This is a genomic window from Rhodococcus sp. SGAir0479 (assembly GCF_005484805.1).
Taxonomy (GTDB): domain Bacteria; phylum Actinomycetota; class Actinomycetes; order Mycobacteriales; family Mycobacteriaceae; genus Prescottella.
In genome coordinates this window covers 1,644,800-1,660,204 of sequence record NZ_CP039432.1, presented here as the reverse complement: position 1 = coordinate 1,660,204, position 15,405 = coordinate 1,644,800, and the positions used below count along the sequence as shown (strand labels likewise).

Annotated in this window: 15 protein-coding genes and 1 pseudogene; 9 read left to right on the top strand and 7 right to left on the bottom strand. The window is 69.5% G+C overall.

The features are described from left to right. Positions 1-15 precede the first annotated feature (15 nt). The 3 genes and pseudogenes from E7742_RS07675 to E7742_RS07665 form a co-directional block, all read right to left on the bottom strand. Positions 16-1,440, bottom strand: coding sequence for a bifunctional aminoglycoside phosphotransferase/ATP-binding protein (locus E7742_RS07675; protein ID WP_254699190.1), 1,425 nt, complete (start codon positions 1,438-1,440; stop codon positions 16-18). Positions 1,441-1,505: 65 nt separating this feature from the next. Continuing rightward, positions 1,506-1,670, bottom strand: a pseudogene (locus tag E7742_RS07670) (zinc transporter permease); the annotation flags it as partial. Positions 1,671-1,764: 94 nt separating this feature from the next. Further along, positions 1,765-2,094, bottom strand: a complete 330-nt coding sequence (locus E7742_RS07665; protein WP_217497524.1) for a hypothetical protein — start codon at positions 2,092-2,094, stop codon at positions 1,765-1,767. Between the two features lie 172 nt (positions 2,095-2,266). Between E7742_RS07665 and E7742_RS07660 the strand changes: the two genes are divergently transcribed. Beyond that, positions 2,267-2,605, top strand: coding sequence for an RNA polymerase-binding protein RbpA (locus E7742_RS07660; RefSeq protein ID WP_137798408.1), 339 nt, complete (start codon positions 2,267-2,269; stop codon positions 2,603-2,605). 114 nt (positions 2,606-2,719) lie between these two features. Here E7742_RS07660 and E7742_RS07655 read toward each other — a convergent pair whose 3' ends face one another. Continuing rightward, positions 2,720-3,964 carry a lipase family protein gene (locus E7742_RS07655; RefSeq protein ID WP_441346884.1) on the bottom strand — a complete coding sequence of 415 codons (1,245 nt, stop codon included), beginning with the start codon at positions 3,962-3,964 and terminating at the stop codon, positions 2,720-2,722. A 412-nt stretch (positions 3,965-4,376) separates the two neighbouring features. Here E7742_RS07655 and E7742_RS07650 point away from each other — a divergent pair, with 412 nt between their 5' ends. The 4 genes from E7742_RS07650 to E7742_RS07635 are packed head-to-tail and all read left to right on the top strand — an operon-like array spanning position 4,377 to position 8,792. After that, positions 4,377-4,748: a chorismate mutase family protein gene (locus E7742_RS07650; RefSeq protein ID WP_137798406.1), complete on the top strand. Its 372-nt coding sequence runs from the start codon at positions 4,377-4,379 to the stop codon at positions 4,746-4,748. A gap of 5 nt (positions 4,749-4,753) precedes the next feature. Then, entirely contained in the window at positions 4,754-6,880 is a 2,127-nt protein-coding gene (gene pabB, locus E7742_RS07645) for an aminodeoxychorismate synthase component I (RefSeq protein WP_137798405.1), read from the top strand. Further along, a complete protein-coding gene (locus E7742_RS07640; protein WP_137798404.1) occupies positions 6,877-7,800 on the top strand; it encodes a prephenate dehydrogenase/arogenate dehydrogenase family protein in 924 nt (307 codons plus the stop codon). The genes pabB and E7742_RS07640 overlap by 4 nt, the downstream gene beginning before the upstream one ends. Beyond that, a complete protein-coding gene (locus E7742_RS07635; RefSeq protein WP_137798403.1) occupies positions 7,797-8,792 on the top strand; it encodes an AurF N-oxygenase family protein in 996 nt (331 codons plus the stop codon). The genes E7742_RS07640 and E7742_RS07635 overlap by 4 nt, the downstream gene beginning before the upstream one ends. Positions 8,793-8,808: 16 nt before the next feature. Here E7742_RS07635 and E7742_RS07630 read toward each other — a convergent pair whose 3' ends face one another. Both E7742_RS07630 and E7742_RS07625 read right to left on the bottom strand, forming a co-directional pair. Then, a complete protein-coding gene (locus E7742_RS07630) occupies positions 8,809-9,345 on the bottom strand; it encodes a ferritin-like domain-containing protein (RefSeq protein ID WP_137798402.1) in 537 nt (178 codons plus the stop codon). 100 nt (positions 9,346-9,445) lie between these two features. After that, complete coding sequence (locus E7742_RS07625; RefSeq protein ID WP_137798401.1) at positions 9,446-9,838, bottom strand: recombinase family protein; 393 nt, start codon at positions 9,836-9,838, stop codon at positions 9,446-9,448. Positions 9,839-9,939: 101 nt separating this feature from the next. Between E7742_RS07625 and ggt the strand changes: the two genes are divergently transcribed. From ggt to E7742_RS07605, 4 genes are all read left to right on the top strand, one after another. Beyond that, positions 9,940-11,556 carry a gamma-glutamyltransferase gene (gene ggt / locus E7742_RS07620; protein WP_137798400.1) on the top strand — a complete coding sequence of 539 codons (1,617 nt, stop codon included), beginning with the start codon at positions 9,940-9,942 and terminating at the stop codon, positions 11,554-11,556. 44 nt (positions 11,557-11,600) lie between these two features. Next, positions 11,601-12,755 (top strand): oxalate decarboxylase family bicupin, encoded by a 1,155-nt coding sequence (locus E7742_RS07615; RefSeq protein ID WP_137798399.1) that lies wholly within the window; start codon positions 11,601-11,603, stop codon positions 12,753-12,755. Between the two features lie 66 nt (positions 12,756-12,821). Next, positions 12,822-13,553 (top strand): FadR/GntR family transcriptional regulator, encoded by a 732-nt coding sequence (locus tag E7742_RS07610; RefSeq protein WP_137798398.1) that lies wholly within the window; start codon positions 12,822-12,824, stop codon positions 13,551-13,553. A 115-nt stretch (positions 13,554-13,668) separates the two neighbouring features. Next, the gene (locus E7742_RS07605) at positions 13,669-14,886 is read left to right on the top strand and encodes a phospholipase D-like domain-containing protein (protein WP_217497523.1); all 1,218 of its coding nucleotides are present in this window, start codon (positions 13,669-13,671) and stop codon (positions 14,884-14,886) included. A gap of 46 nt (positions 14,887-14,932) precedes the next feature. Here the strand turns inward: E7742_RS07605 and E7742_RS07600 are convergent, their stop codons facing one another. After that, positions 14,933-15,310 (bottom strand): hypothetical protein, encoded by a 378-nt coding sequence (locus E7742_RS07600; RefSeq protein WP_137798397.1) that lies wholly within the window; start codon positions 15,308-15,310, stop codon positions 14,933-14,935. Positions 15,311-15,405 lie beyond the last annotated feature (95 nt).

Sequence of the window (15,405 nt, the reverse complement as noted above, 5' to 3'; positions counted from 1 at the left end):
AGGTGCCGGAGAGGCTCAGGACTCGTCCGCCCAGCGCGCCACTGCGGCTGCGGCCGCGTCCCGCACCTCCCCGGAGGTGTCGATTCGGGTGGCGCCGGGCCACGGGTCGGCGCGTCGGGCCATCGTGTTCGCGACGTCCGGGGTGGCCTCCGAATCGTGGTCGCGGCCCGTCACCGCCCGCTCGCGCAGTCGAAGCTCGGTCACCCCCGCCGGCGCCGTGCACTGGATCGGCACAAGATCCGCCAGGTGGGCCGCGGCCACATCGGCTGCTCTCTGCCGCCGAGCGGCGTCGGTCCACGACGCGTCGAGTACCACGCTCTCCCCGTGCGCCAGGGCGTGCGCCGCGCGCGCGAGCAGCGCCCCGTACACCCGTTCGGTTGCCTCCTCCGCGTAACGCCCCCGGCCGTAGCCGGGATCCGGGTCGCGGAGCCGCGCGTCCGCGAACATCTCCCGCCGCACCGCATCACTGGACACCAGAACCGCACCGACGGTGTCCGCGAGCGCCCGCGCGACTGTGGACTTGCCGGTCGCGGGCAACCCGCCGACGATCGCCAGCCGGACCGTCCCCGCCGCCAGGTGTTCCTCGGCCAGTGTCGTGTGGCGGCGGGCGTCGTCCGCGGACTCGACCCGTCCTTGCAGGTAGCGGACACAGTCCACCTTGGCTCGCATGAATGCCCGGTAGGCGACGTAGTGGTGCCGCAACGACGTGGGCGCGGGGTCCGTGGCCGCCGCGGTGTAGCGCTCGAACAGCAGCGCGGCCAGGTCCGCACGGCCGAGGTACTCGAGATCCATCGCCAGACAAGCAATGTCGTCGATGCCGTCGAGGTAGCGGAGCCGGTCGTCGAACTCGAGGCAGTCCAGGATCCGGGGTCCGTCGGGCAGACGGAAGATGTCGTCGGCGAGAAGGTCGCCGTGCCCGTCGACGATGCGGCCGGCATCGATCCGCGCGGTGAACAGCGGTGCCCGTCCGTCGAGGTAGCGCAGCACCTGTCGCTCGATCCGGCCCAGCCGGTCGTCGCCGAGAACGGCGGAGCCCAGGTCGCGGGTTTCGCGCAGGTTGTTCTGCCACCGCCGCCGTACGGCGGCGGTGGTGCCCTCGGCGTCCACGTCGGGTCCGCGGCGAGCACGGGCATGGAACCGGGCGACCAGCCCGGCGATCGTCCCGACGAGGTCCTCGCAACCGCCGGCGTCCACGAGCGTGGACAACCGGGCGTCCTCCGGCATCCGCCGCATCACGACCAGGGGCTCACCGGCCTCGGCCGCGCCGTCCGGGTCGCCGAGTTCGACGACCCCGAGGTAGACGTCCGGCGCCAGCCGCCGGTTCAGCTCCACCTCGCGAGCACAGACCGCTCGCCGAGCCGCGCGCGTCCGGAAGTCGAGGAAGTCGGTGCGAATGGGCTTCTTGGCCTTGTACACCCGCTCGCCGAGCAGGAACACCACACCCGAGTGCGTCTCGTGCAGCGCCGCGAACAGCTGGTCGTTCGGCGGCTGCGGCGGCGCGGCGTTCAGTCGGCCTCGCCGTGCTCGTCGTAGTGGCCCTCGTGTTCGGCGTGCCGGTGACCGTCGTGCAGGTAGTCGACGTGATCACCGTGCTGGACGGTCTCGTGGCCACAGTTCTCGCCGTGGACGTGGGGATGATCGGACGGATCGTGCTGATGATGCTCTGACGAAGTCATGTTCCCGCCTCTCGGTCGGTTCCACTGTGCACCGTCCACCGTAGTGCCGAGCCCCCCGCGAGGTGGCCGATCCGCGGCGGCCCGAAGATCAGCGGAAGCGCTCCGCGTCCCGGGCCATGCGCACCAGCCGGTCGGCGAGTTCGCTGAGCTCGGAGTGGTCGGCCTTCTCGTCGATCGCGGTGGCCACGTCCTCGGCGGCGCACCGCAACTCGAACATCCGGTCCGACAGCGCCGACGCCTCGTCCGGGCTCAGTACCACCGCGTCGGCGGAAATCGAGGTCCCCTTCACCGCGTTGCGCTGCTCGTAGGCGCGCTGGCGGCACGACTGCCGGCAGTAGCGGCGGCGCCGCCCGACGCCGGCCGAGGCCACGTCCCGTCCGCACCACATGCACGCGACGGGTCTCCGGGAAGCAGCCATGGTCGAACACCTTACTGCGGGCGGCGGGGCCGGCCCCGGTAAGATGGTGCGGCCGCATCCACGGGGGTCCCGGGAACGAATCGGGATTTCGGCACGTTGTAGATGGTTGTGAACGCTCGGTGCGCCGCCCACGGCGAACTGGCGCGGCGGAAGAACGAAGAGAGGACACACCATGGCAGATCGCGTACTTCGAGGTAGCCGGCTCGGTGCGGTGAGCTACGAGACCGATCGCGACCACGACCTGGCACCCCGCCGCATCGCCCGGTACCGGTGTGACAACGGCGAAGAGTTCGACGTGCCCTTCGCCGACGATGCGGAGATTCCCGGTACGTGGCTGTGCAAGAACGGCCTCGAGGGCACCCTGCTCGAGGGCAGCGCGCCCGAGACCAAGAAGGTCAAGCCGCCGCGCACCCACTGGGACATGCTGCTCGAGCGTCGGTCGGTCGAGGAGCTCGAGGAGCTGCTCAAGGAGCGCCTGGACCTGCTCAAGGCCAAGCGCCGGGGCGCCTAGAAGGCACAAGCACCGGGGCGCCTGAAGGGCGCCTGGCCGTCACCCGCTGTACTGTTCGGCGCCGCCACCGATGATCCGTGGCGGCGCCGAGCTGTTTCCGGACCGAAACAGCCGTCACGGGCAGTTGCGTGGAGCCGGTTCCCCGCGGAAACGCGCGTCGAGGTAGTCGAGCGCGCGGGGCGCGCCCAGCACCGCGGTGGTGAGGTGGTCGGGACTGGGGAACAGTTCCGACTGGATCGTCGCCCCGGCACGGCAGTACCGCTGCACGGTGGCGTCGATGGAGTCGACGGGGATCAGTGCGTCGGTGGGGCTGTGCCACTCGAAGATCGGTGCCGTCGGCACCCCCGGATACACCTCGACGCTGTTGTCGTCGAGGACGCGCTGGACGGCCGGGCTGTCGAACAGGCCCGTGGACGTGGCCACCTCGTCGACGCTGCGCCCGGCGCCGGTCGCGAGGATCTGATTGGTGCACGCGTTGGCGATCGCATCTCGCATCGCCAGACCGCGGTCGTTGAGCTGCTCCCCGATCGGCAGCTCGTCCGGGTACTCGCGTTCGAGGCCGATCGCGGCGGCGAGCGCGAGGCCGAACACCGGGTGCGGTGCGGTACCGAGCGCGCGGGCCATCTTTCCGAGGTTCATCGGGACCCCACCCTGGGCGACGCCCACGATGTTCAGTTCCGGCGCGTACGTCGGGGCCAGTGCGGCGGCGAAAGCGGTCGCCATGCCACCTCCCGAGTACCCGGCCATCGCGACGGGACTGCCCGACAATCCCAGCTCGGGCGCCCGCTGTGCGGCGCGGATACCGTCCAGCGTGATCTGGCCGCCGAGCCTCGCCGCGCCGTACGCGCTGGTCGGGCCCAGATGATCCGGTAGGGCCACCGTCCAGCCGCGGGACAGGGCGACGTTCAGCGCCGGTGCCTCGCGGATCATCAGGTCCGGGTCGCCGGTGTACAGCGCCCGCGAGGGTGCGCAGCGGGTGCCGAGAGCGTTGACGATGTGCTGATAGGACAGCAGCGGGCCGTTCGGTTGCCGGTTCGGCGGCGAGAGGACGGTGGTGACTGCTGCGATCGGCCGCCCCTCGGAATTGGTGGAGCGGAACTCGAGCTGCCACACCGCCGTGTTCGGGAAGGCCGCCAGCGCCGGCATGGGACGGACGGCGAGCACGTCGCCGTCGGACCGCTCGCCGAGCCCGGCGGGCGCGGTGTAGAACGGGTCCTGGGCGGCGGCCGGGTACACGGGCGCGGCGGCCGCGGCCGGAGCGACCCAGCCCGCCAGCGCGAGCACAGCCGCAAGCGCGGTCGCCCCCCGCCGCAGTCGGTGTGGCAGTGGATTCGACACGCGTTTCGACCCCATCGGCATTCCCCTCCGAATTCGTCCGCAAACCATGCAATTGCACCGAACGTCGCATTCGGTGCACGCTCGACGCCGCGGTCCGAATGTGACCGAACGGCGACCAAGCCTATGCGACGGCCGAGGGCTGCACGGTCCACTGTGCGAAATGTCTTGTGCCCGACGATCGTTGAAGTGCCCTTACTCTTCACTCGACTGTCGCGCAAACGAATCGGGACACTTCGGAAACGTCCGTGATCCGCCCGTCATCCATCGCGGCGAGACACACGATCGTGCTATTTCGAAATTCGCCGATGATTCGCCACACCTACGCACGCGTGACATCATGGAGAGAACGCACGCAGTCGGTGGACACGGCTGACGCGGGGGTTCCGGAGTGAACTGTCGCGCCGGTCCAGCACACGTAAGGCGGGGTGGCGCAATGGACGACACCAGCGGCTCGACACGGGCCTTCACCTCAGAACTCCCCTCGAACGGGTTTTCGGTCGAGCAACCGGATCTCAGAGACCTCCGGGCCGAACTCGACGCGATCGATGCACGTCTGCTCGAGGACATCCGGGCCCGAATCGACGTGTGCGTCCGCATCGCCGACGTCAAGCGTCGTCAAGGAATTCCCATGATGCAGCCGCATCGGGTGGGACTGGTCCAGGACCGCGCGGAGCGGTATGCCCGCGAGAACGGCTTGTCACCGGACTTCCTGCGGCGGTTGTACGAGGTGATGATCACCGAGACGTGCCGGGTCGAGGACGCCGTGATCGGCTCCGACGGCCACCCGACTCGCACATCGAGCTGATAGCCATGTCGACGCGAACGCTGCTCATCGACAACTACGATTCGTTCACGTACAACCTCTACAGCCTGCTGGCCGAGGTGAACGGGCGCCCGCCGGTCGTCGTGCACAACGACGCGGACTGGGGTGGGGTGCCCCTGGACGAATTCGACAACATCGTCATCTCTCCCGGCCCGGGGCGTCCGGATCGTAAGCGCGACTTCGGAATCAGCGCGCGGGCGCTGGCGAATCCCGAGCTGCCGGTGCTGGGCGTCTGCCTCGGACATCAAGGTCTGTGCCACCTGTTCGGCAGCGCCGTCGAGCTGGCGCCGGTCCCGATGCACGGACGGCTCTCGGCGATCCGGCACCGCGGCGAGGGCATCTTCTCCGGCATCCCGTCCCCGTTCCAGGGGGTGCGCTACCACTCGCTCATCGTCGGGGACCTGCCCCCGGAACTCGAGCCGTGGGCCTGGACCGACGACGATCTGCTGATGGCGGCGCGGCACCGCCGGTACCCGTTGTGGGGCGTGCAGTTCCATCCCGAGTCGATCTGCACCCAGTACGGACGCGAGCTCCTCGGCAACTTCCGTGACCTCGCGCCGGGCCGCGCCGGTTCCGGACCGTCGCGGGAAGCTGCCTGCCCCGCCCCCGTACCGAAGAACGAGAACGGCGCAACCGCACCGGGATACGTCGTCCACAGTCGCCGGGTGGATCGGGCGGTGGATCCGCAGGAAATCTATGCGCGGCTGTTCGCGGAGGGGACCGACAGCTTCTGGCTGGACGGCAGCGCCGCGAACGAACCGGAATCCCGATTCTCGGTGATGGGTGACTGTTCCGGTCCCCTGGCCGAGGTCGTGACGTACCGGGTGGCGGAGACGACGGTGTGCGTGCATCGGCCCGGACGCCCGGTCGAGCGGGTGCACCAGCGGTTCTTCGACTACATGGACGAGCAGTTGCGCGTCCGGCAGATACCTCCGGTGCCCGACCTGCCCTTCGCGTTCGGACTGGGCTACGTCGGCTACCTCGGGTACGAACTCAAGGCCGACGCCGGCAGCCAGGTGGTGCACACGTCGCCTACCGACGACGCGGCGTTCGTCTTCGCCGATCGCGCCGTCGTGGTCGACCACCTCGACGGCGTCTGTTACCTGCTCGCGCTCGGCGAAACCGCCGACGACCCGCGGGTGCCGGCGTGGTTCGAGTATGTCGAGGCGCAGATCCGCGACCTCGACGAGGCGGTGGCGTCGCCTCCCCCGCGTCCCCTGGTGAAGCTCGACGACGACACGAAACCGCGGATGCGGCACGGGAACGAGGAGTATCTCGCGCTCATCGGACAGTGCCTCGACGAGATCCGCTCCGGCGAATCCTACGAGGTGTGTCTGACGAACGAGGCGACGGTCGACCGGGCGATCGATCCGCTCCGCAGCTACGAGACGCTGCGCGAGATCAGCCCCACCCCGTACAGCGCGCTGCTCCAGTTCTCCGGCGTCTCGGTCCTGAGCGCGTCCCCGGAACGGTTCCTGCGGATCGGCGCCGACCGCGTCGTGGAATCGAAGCCGATCAAGGGCACCCGGCCGCGGCACGTTCATCCCGAGGAGGATGCCGCACTGCGCCGGGACCTGCTGGACAGCGAGAAGGACCGGGCCGAGAACCTGATGATCGTCGATCTCGTCCGCAACGATCTGTCCCGGGTGTGCGCCCCCGGTTCCGTGCACGTCCCGAAGCTGTTCGACGTCGAGACCTACGCGCCCGTGCACCAACTCGTGTCCACCGTGCGGGGCACCCTGCGCGACGACGTGTCCGTCGTCGACTGTGTGCGGGCGGCGTTCCCGGGCGGGTCGATGACCGGGGCGCCGAAGCTGCGGACGATGGAGATCATCGACAAACTCGAGGAGGGCCCGCGCGGTGTGTACTCGGGGGCCATCGGGTACTTCTCCCTCACCGGCACCGCGGACTTCTCGATCGTCATCCGCACGATGGTCGCGACCGACGACCGCGTCACCTTCGGGGTGGGCGGCGCGATCGTGGCGCTGTCGGATCCCGCGGAGGAACTCGAGGAGACGATGGTCAAGGCGGTGACCATGCGGCGGTGCCTGACGGCGACCACCCGCGAGACCGCCGCCGCGGGAAGCGATCCGGACGAGGTCGGCGACCGATGACCACCCACACCACACCCGCCGTCGCCGACGTCGTGGTGGTCGGCGGGGCCGGCGCGGTCGGGGGCATGCTCGCCGACCTGGCCCGGTCCGGCGGTGATTCGGTGACGGTGATCGACCGCGTCCGACCCGCGCGGGACGAATCGTCGGCGTTGCAGGGGGACGTCACGGCGCCGTCGGACGCGGTCCGGGCGGCGGTGGCCACCGCCGACACCGTGATCCTCGCGGTCCCCGACGACGTGGCGGCCGCGGCGATCCCGCTGCTGGCCACGCTGGCCCGCCCCGACGCTCTGCTGGTGGAGACGTTGTCGGTCAAGACTCACATCCATCGGGTACTGCGCGAATACGCCCCCGACCGGCCCGCGGTGGGTATCAACCCGATGTTCGCACCCGGTCTGGGAATGCCGGGGCGGCCCGTGGCCGCGGTCGTGCATCGGGGCGGGCCGGCGGTCGACCGCTTCCTCGGCGCCGTCGGGCGGTGGGGCGGGAGGGTGGTGACTGTCGATGCCGCCGAACACGATCGGGTCGCCGCCGCCACGCAGGCACTCACCCACGCCGCGGTGCTCGCGTTCGGCCTGGCCCTCGCCGATGCCGGACTCGGCATCGACACCTTGGCAGCCACGGCACCACCACCGTTCACCACCATGCTGTCCCTCCTGGCCCGCGTCGGAGGCGGCGCGCCCGCGGTGTACCACGACATCCAGGCCGGCAACCCCGAGGCCGCGTCGGCCCGCCGCGCGCTCGCGGGCGCGCTGTCGCGCCTCGCCGACACGGTCGAGCACGGCGACGACCACGAGTTCGCCACTCTGATGGCGGACGCCGTCCGCCCGCTCGGTGACCGACAGGCCGATTACGGCCGCGCCTGCGCGGCGGTGTTCGCGCACCTGCCGCGATTGCTACCGGAGGAAGGCGGTCGGCCATGACCACGGATCCGTACACGGACGAGGCGGCCACCCACGAATCGATGCTGCGGCTGCCGTCGCTGCCGTCGTTCGATCCCGGCGACCCCGTCGAGAGCGCGGTCATCAGGTCCCTGGCCGGCACCTGGCCTCGCCGCGCCACGGTCAAACGCCGCGAGCCCGACCTCGACGACCTATTCGACGCCGCCAGGGCCGACTACCCCGCCGGGCTCATCCCTTTCCGCGACGACGACCGGTTCACCCGGCTCGACGAGCCCGTACGGGCACGGGTGCACGCGTGGGCGTGGATTGCCTACAACAAGAACGTCATGGACGTCGAGCAGTACGTGGTCAATCCGGGTTTCCGGCTGCTGTCGCAGGACGCGTTCGGCACCGGTCTCGGCGACACCCTGACGGTGTCCACACTGCAGGCCATGGTCGACGAGCAGTACCACACGCTGATGCATCTCAACGCCAGCGCGCTCACCCGGCGGCGACGCGGATGGCACATGCCCGAGGCCCGACTCCCCTACGGGCCCACGGTTCGGCACCATCATGCGGCGGTCGCAGCGGCCGACACCCCTCGTGAGTCGGCGCTGCTGAGCCTGGCGTACACGACCGTCGCCGAGACGTCGATCAGCTCGTACCTGGGACTGATGACCGACGACCTCGAGTTGCAGCCGGTCAACCGCGCCACGGTCGTGTTGCATCGACGCGACGAGTACTGCCATTCGTCCATCGCCGGCGAGCTGCTGAAGATCGTGTACGAGCGTCTCTCCCGGGACGATCGACACGTCTTGCTGTCCGGGCTGGCCGCCGGGCTGCGCGCTTTCGAGGCCAACGACTACGCCACCTGGAACGCGATCATGGCGGCCGAGAACGTCCGTGACGGTGCGGCGTTGGTGTCCGACGCCGCGCACGACGCAGAGCGGCGGAAGCTGGTCCAGGACTGCAGCGCGATCCACCGGCTCTGCGCCGACCTCGACGTCGTCGGCGAGGTGCCGTACGAGTGGTGACGAAGTCCCCCGGTGGTCAGTTTCCGAGGAGATCGTTCAGGTCGTCGGCGTGGTCTTCTTCCTCGGCGAGAATGTCCTCGATCAGCCGACGGGTGGTGGGGTCGGCATCGCCGATCCAGCGGACGATCTCCTGGTAGGTGGTGATCACGATCCGTTCGGCCACCAGGTTCTCCTCGAGCATGGTCCGGATGTCGGTGTCGTCGGGGGCCGCGTACTGCGTGTGGGCCCGCTGCACGAGTGTCGCGGGGTCGAAGTCGGGCTTGCCTCCGAGCTGGCTGACCCGTTCGGCGGCACGCAGCCCGTGCTGCATCTCCTCGTTGGCGTGTTCGGTGAACTCGGCGGCCACCTGGGCTCGGTCGATTCCGCTGGCGGCGATCGCGTTCTGCGTGTAACGCATCACGCACACCATCTCGGTGGCAACCACCTGGTTGAGAACGTCGATCAGGCGGTCCACCTCGGCCGTGTTCCCCGAGGTGAGGGCGCCCCGGGTCATTTCCTTTCGTGCGTCCTCCCGGATTGCGGTGACGTCCAGTTCGAAAGCATTGGTGGTCATAACGATTCTCTCTCCTGTTCTCGTACTGCACTCGGCCCGTGAAGGCGGGAGTCCGAGCGATTCTGCGGGGCAAAGGTTTTCGACGGTTCGGTCGGCACGGTCACGGCGGCGGGAGACGGCACCGACAGTCCGCGGGGCACGGCTCCACCACGTCGATGTCGACGCCGCGGCGCGAGAGACGGCTCATCAACACCTCGCGGCGGCCCGCCGTGCTACCGAGATGGCAGAACCGCCACAACACCAGCGTATCGCCGGGCCGGACGCAGTCCAGCAGTTCGACGAGTCCCGGTGCAGGGGTGCCGGATTCGTCGATCCGCTCGATCCAGATGCGTCGGCAGCCGGCCTGCTCGAACAGACTCGTCTGCCCGCGGGGAACGGCGTCGCCGGCGACGGTCTGCGCGTATCCGAAGACCGTGCGCGATCCGGTCGCTGCTGAACCATAGTGTCGTGTTGCGTTGGAATGCAATGTGATTGCGGATCCCGCGCTGCTCATGGGCACCTCTTCTCATCGCCGTGCACGTGTGCGTCCGATGGGTCATCATACGTAGGACATCATATGTCGTACGTTCGTTCTTGCAGAGGAAGCGAGGTGACATGCCAATCGAAAGACAGGCCCCCGGCGACCCCCGCGTCGGCCGGTCGTTCGTCTCCCCGAAAGCGGCAGTAGCGAGCCCGAACGCGCTGGCCACCAGCGCGGGAGTCGACGTCCTCACCCGCGGTGGCACCGCGGTGGACGCCATGGTGGCGGTCAATGCCGCACTGGGCGTGGTCTATCCACACATGAGCGGGCCGGGCGGCGACGCCTTCTGGCTCGTGCACGACAGCGCCTCCGGGCAACAGCATGTCTACAACGCCAGCGGTGGTGCGGCTCTGGACGCGACCGCCGACCGGTACCCCAAGGCAGTGCCCTCGCGTGGCCCCGGGGCCGCGCTCACCGTCCCGGGCGCGGTGGACGGCTGGTGCCGGACGCACGAACGGTTCGGCCGGCTCTCGCTCGCCGACTGTCTCGCCCGCGCCATCGAGTACGCGCGTGACGGGTTTCCGGTCAGCCCCGGTTTGGCTCGGTACACCGCCGGCCACGCCGATCTGCTGACCGCGGTGCCGACGACGGCGGAGACGTTCCTGGGGACGGCCTTCGCGCCGCCCCGCACCGGTGACACGCTGTCCAATCCCCGATTGGCCGAGACCCTCGAGGCGATCGCGCAGGACGGGCGCGCGGGTTTCTACGAAGGACCGGTCGCGCAGGAGATCGGCCACTACCTGCGGACCCACGACGGCGTCCTGTCGGCCGAGGACCTGGCGGCGCACACCGGGGAATGGGTCGAACCACTGCGGGTGCCGTATCGGGGGCGGATCGTCGTGGTGCCGCCGCCCACGTCGGAGGGCATGGCGACCGCCCAGATCCTGGGGATCCTCGATCGCCTCGACGTGGCGGGCATGAAGGACGATCCGGTCGGCTACGTCGACACCCTCGTGCGCGCGACCGCGCTCGCGTTCGCGGACCGGGACCGGTATCTGGCCGATCCCGCGTTCCACGAGGTCCCCACAGCGGAGATCCTCGATCCGGAGTACCTCGCCGCCTGCGCGGCCCGGACACAGGCGACCGGAATCGTGCCGCCGGAGAAGCTCCCTCGGGCTGCCGGCGACACGACGTTCAGCTGCGCGGTCGACGCGCAGGGCAACGTGGCCGCCGTGGTGCAGAGCCTGTACTGGGAATGGGGCTCCGGCGTGGTCGCCGGAGACACCGGCGTGCTGCTGCAGAATCGCGGCGCCTACTTCTCACTGGACCCGAACAACCGTGACTGCCTGCAGCCCGGGAAGCGGCCCGCCAGCACGTTGACCAACGGACTGCTGGTCTCACCCACCGGTCCCGAACTCGTGTTCGGCGCCATGGGTGGTGAGGGCGAGCCCCAGACGCAGGCCGCGCTCGTGACCCGGATCCTCGATCACGGCATGTCGGTGCAGGAAGCGATCGACGCCCCCCGTTGGTTGTTGGGCCGGACGTGGGGCGAGACCCGGCGCGGACTGCGCCTCGAAGCGCGCTTCGGCCGTTCGGTGGCCGACGACCTCACCGCACGCGGTCACGAGAACGTGAGCCTGGCCGACGACTACGGCGACGTCTTCGGGCACGCGCAGGCAATCCGTATCCACTCCAACCGGCTCGAGGCCGCGTCCGATCCCCGTAGTGACGGCGCCGCTTTCGGCCTGTGACACCACCGATCTGCACTCACCCCCAGAAAAGGAGAAGAACGCACATGTCGCACGACCAGGTCAATCCGATCCCCGAACCGATCCGAGGCGACGAGGGTGCCACCGACCCCGGGCCGCGGGACCTGTTGCGGGACGCCGAGCAGCCGGACATCTCGATTCCGCCGAGCACCGATTCCGGGACGATGCAGAATCTGAAGTTCTCGTTCTCCGACTCCCACCGTCGGATCGAGCCGGGAGGGTGGTCCCGTGAGGTCACGGTCCGCGAACTTCCGGTCTCGACCACCCTCGCCGGCGTCAACATGCGACTGAAGCCGGGCGGTGTCCGAGAACTGCACTGGCACAAGGAGGCCGAATGGGCCTACATGATCAGTGGCTCCGCCCGGGTGACGGCGGTCGACGCGCAGGGACGCAGCTTCATCGACGACGTCGGCCCCGGCGACCTGTGGTACTTCCCCTCGGGCATCCCGCACTCCATCCGCGGACTGGCCGACGGGTGCGAGTTCCTGCTCGTCTTCGACGACGGCAGCTTCTCGGAGAACAGCACCTTCAGCATCACGGACTGGTTCTCGAGCACTCCCCCCGAGGTGCTGGCCGCGAACTTCGACATCCCCGAGGAGGCGCTGCGCGGCCTGCCGGCCGGCGAAACGTACATGTACCAGGGCGAGGTTCCCGGCCCGCTCGAGGACGAGCGGCGCGCCACCATGTCGCCGGCCGGGGAGACACCGCACGCGTTCACGTACCGACTGGACGCCCAGGATCCGGATTTCGAGGGCAGCGGCACGGTGCGGATCGCGGATTCGTCGAACTTCGAGGTCTCGAAGACCATCGCCGCGGCCCTGGTCGAGGTCGAGCCGGGCGGTATCCGGGAACTGCACTGGCACCCGACGAACGACGAGTGGCAGTACTACATCTCGGGCGAGGGCCGCATGACGGTGTTCGCGGCGGAGGGACACGCTCGCACCTTCGACTACCGGGCCGGCGACGTCGGATACGTCCCGTTCGCGATGGGTCACTATATTCAGAACACCGGCGACACGCCGCTACGGTTCTTGGAGATGTTCCGGTCCGATCGGTTCGAGGACATCTCGCTGAACCAGTGGATGGCTCTGACACCGCGCACCCTCCTGGAGGAACACCTGCGTCCGGATGAGCGGTTGATGCAGTCCTTGTCCAAGGACAAGCGACCGATCGTCAAGTAGGGGTTGCGGCTGTCGGGTGCCGCCGCGGACGAGCGACACCCGACAGCCCGACCAGAGGATCCGACCATGGCACTTCGACCGCACCGCCCAGTTTCCCTGGTCGCGGAGACCATCGACGCGTTGCAGCGCGAGGTCACCTCGGGGAACTGGGCGGTGGGGGCGCGCATCCCGACCGAGACCGAGCTGGTCGAGCAGCTCGGCGTGGGGCGGGGCACCGTTCGCGAGGCCGTCCGCGCACTGACCTACAGCGGAATGCTCGAGGTGCGGCGCGGCTACGGCACCTTCGTCCGGTCGGACACCGAGACGAGTGACGCGTTGCAGCGCCGGTTGCTGCAGTCCGATCATCACGAGGTGTTCGAGGTGCGTCGCGCGCTCGAGGTCGAGGGAGCGATCCTCGCGGCGCAACGGCGGACCGACGACGACCTCACGGTGATCGAGGAGGCGCTGCGACGGCGGACGGCGGCGGCGCGGAAGGTCGACATCGAGGAGTTCATCGCCGCCGACATCGCGTTCCACCAGGCCGTCGTCCGCGCGTCCCACAATCGGGTACTCACCCAGTTGTATTCGGACTTCGAGCCCAAGCTCTCGGCGGACCTCAAGCGCCAGTGCGCCGCGTCCCCCGAGGGCACGCTGCCCGACGTCGATCACCACAGCATCGTCGAGGCGATCCGCGCGCGGGACACCGAACGGGCCGCGCAGGCCGCGCTCCGGTACCTGACGGAGGCGGAGCCGTCCGATCCCGAGGAGACCGGGGTGCGGGAGAGGGTCGCCCGGCTGCGGAGCGAGCGAACGCCGTAGCGGACCGGTCTTTGCCCGACGGACCGGGACACGTCACCGCGTCGCAATTGTCCGTTTCACTGGGTTGTCGACGATGGACGAGTTCCCCCTGCCGTCGATGTCGAAGGAAAGCCCCGTGCTCAGGTCCACGAAGATGTTCACTACCGCGGGCGTCGCAGCCCTCCTCCTGGTTTCCGGCGTCGGCACCGCCGCGGCGGCCAGTCTCGGATCTCTCGCACCCGGGACACCCGAGCCGGCCGACCCGATGCGGGCGTGTAGCGAGGCCGAGGCCGAGCCGGTGCAAACGAAGGCGGTGTTCAACGATCCTGTGGCGGGCGACCCGGCGGCCCTCATGACCGCGCTGTGCTCGCTGATCAAGCAGGCCCCGGCCGGCTCGCAGATCCGCATCGCGCACTTCGTCGTCAGCGGAGCGGCCGGCGACGATCTCGCGGACGTCCTCATCGACGCGCACCGCCGCGGAGTGGCGGTACAGATGGTGCTCGACGGCTGGCAGGACGACAAGCCTCCGGCGCAGCGGATCCTGCAGGAGCTGGGCACCGACCGGAGTCGGTCGTCGTGGCTCCACGTGTGTTCCAACGTCTCCCCCGAGGGCAACACCTCGTCGTGCCTGGGCACCAAGGGCAATCACAACAAGTTCGTACTCTTCGGCGAGACCGGCGGCCACCGCAACGTCGTGATGCAGTCGTCCGCGAACCTCACCGACGTGAATTCGCGGACGTACTGGAACAACGCGGTGGTCCTCACCGGCAACGACCAGCAGTTCGGGGTGTACGGCCGGTACTTCGAGGAACTGTCCGCGGAGACCCGCACCGAGGCCACCCTCGGCACCATCCGCACCGACATGCCCGGCGGGCCGGTCGAGGTGTACTTCTCACCGGTCCCCGAGGGTGATCCGGTCCTGGACCGGTTACAGCAGCTGGCGTGCGGGACCACGACTCGGGTGGGTGTCGCGATGTCCGAGATCGACGACACCCGGGCAGCGGTCGTCGCCCGCCTGGCCGAGCTGTCCCGGCAGGGGTGCGACGTCCGGATCGTGCACGGGCCCATCGGCGCCGAGAGTGCCGCGCTGCTCGCTGCGGCACCGGCCGCCCAGGTCCGCACCCTCGACGCGGCCGAGCTTCCCGGCCGGGTGCATTCGAAGTACGTGGTGGTCGATCACGGCGCCGACTCCACGGCCGGGTGGGTGACGACCGGTTCGCAGAACTGGAATCACACGTCGCTGCGCCGCAACGACGAGACCACCCTCACGCTGCACCGGCAGGACATGGTCGACGCCTACCGCGCCAACTTCGAGCGCCTGTTCGACGTCGCCCGGTCCACCGCGCCCGCGTAGTGCCGGTCGCTCGCGGGGCACGACACGCGTGCCCCGCGAGCCGCGGTCACGGTGTCGCGTTGAGCCACTCGTAGAACGCGGGCTGCACGTTGGGGTTGGCGCCGGTGATGCCGTTGTACGCGCCGACGGCGGCCCCGATGCCGGTGCCGAGGATGCACCCGGCGACGAAGTTGGGGAAGATCGAGACGCAGCCGATCGCCAGTCCCACGCCGGCCCCGACCGCCATCCCGGCCGGACCGCCCTGCTCCCACCCGATGGTGATCTCCCGGATCAGGTTGTCCTGCGCGGTCTGCTTGTCGACGACCGGCTGGGAGTAGGGAACGGCGACGCCTCCGGGGACGGGTTCCGCGTACGCGACGCCGGTGCCCGTCCCGAGTGCGGCGACGACGAGAACCGTTGCGGCCGATGCCTTGAGGAGTTTCATGGCGCTCTCCGAACTGTCGGGGGAAGGCGGTCCAGTGGTCCCGACGCTAGTCGCCTCGCGCGGCCCGCGCCACGAATCCGTGATGTCCGCGACAA